We start from the raw sequence: 1,040 nt of genomic DNA, 5'->3' as shown, positions 1-1,040 counted from the left end.
CTAAGGCGTGTTTCAGAAGTCGTGGTGGCCGGTGAAGGTCACGGCGTGGCGGTGATCGATAGCTGAAGAGGTCTCCGGTAAACGGTTCAGCGACCAAGCTCGAACTTCATACCGGAGACCTCGTGGCCACCCTAGCGGTGACGAGGCGGCACGACCTCACCGACGCCCAGTGGCAGCGGCTCGCTGCGCTGCTGCCTGCCGCGTCGGCGAAGGGCCGGCCGCCGAAGTGGGAGAAACGGCAGCTGATCGACGGGATCAGGTGGCGGATCCGGATCGGGTCGCCCTGGCGTGACGTCCCGGCCGAGTACGGACCCTGGCAGACGGTCTACGGCCTGTTCCGTCGCTGGCAGCGCGACGGAACCTGGGACAAGATCTTGACCGCGTCACAGGCCGCCGCCGACGCGGAAGGCCGGATCACCTGGACGGTCAGCGTGGACTCGATGACCAGCCGCGCACACCAACACGCCGCCGGCGCCCGCAATGACGGCCACCTGCAGAAAGAGCCACCAGGCGGCGTGCACGACGAACCCGCCGATCACGCCCTCGGACGATCTCGCGGCGGTCTGACCACCAAGACGCATCTGGCCTGTGAGCAGGGACAAAAGGTCCTATCGATGGTCGTGACCGCCGGACATCGTGGTGACAGCCCGCAGTTCATCCCGGTCCTGCGCCGTATCAGGGTGACCCGCCTCGGGGTGGGCCGCCCTCGCACCTGCCCCGACCTGGTCCTGGCGGACAAGGCGTACACCAGCCGCGGCAACCGCGCCTACCTGCGCAAGCGCGGGATCAAGGCGTGCATCCCGAGCAAGAAGGACCAGGACGCCCACCGCAAGGCCAAGGGCACCCGCGGCGGACGCCCGCCGAAGTTCGACCGAGACCTCTACCGGATGCGACATGCCGTCGAGAACGGCATCGCCCGACTCAAGCGCCACCGCGGCGTGGCCACCCGCTACGACAAGTTGGCCGTCCGGTTCCAGGCCGTCCTGACCATCACCATCATCTGCGAGTGGCTCTGACCCGCTTATGAAACACGCCTTAGC

The 1,040-nt window shown here is 67.5% G+C and carries 1 protein-coding gene; it reads left to right on the top strand.

Features of this window, described 5'->3' with window-relative positions; genetic code table 11:
- Positions 1-122: 122 nt before the first annotated feature.
- The gene (locus tag B0E53_RS36725; RefSeq protein ID WP_107079941.1) at positions 123-1,016 is read left to right on the top strand and encodes an IS5 family transposase; all 894 of its coding nucleotides are present in this window, start codon (positions 123-125) and stop codon (positions 1,014-1,016) included.
- Positions 1,017-1,040 lie beyond the last annotated feature (24 nt).

The organism is Micromonospora sp. MH33, from assembly GCF_003013775.1.
Taxonomy (GTDB): domain Bacteria; phylum Actinomycetota; class Actinomycetes; order Mycobacteriales; family Micromonosporaceae; genus Micromonospora; species Micromonospora fulviviridis.
This window is presented reverse-complemented; position numbering and strand designations above follow the sequence as displayed.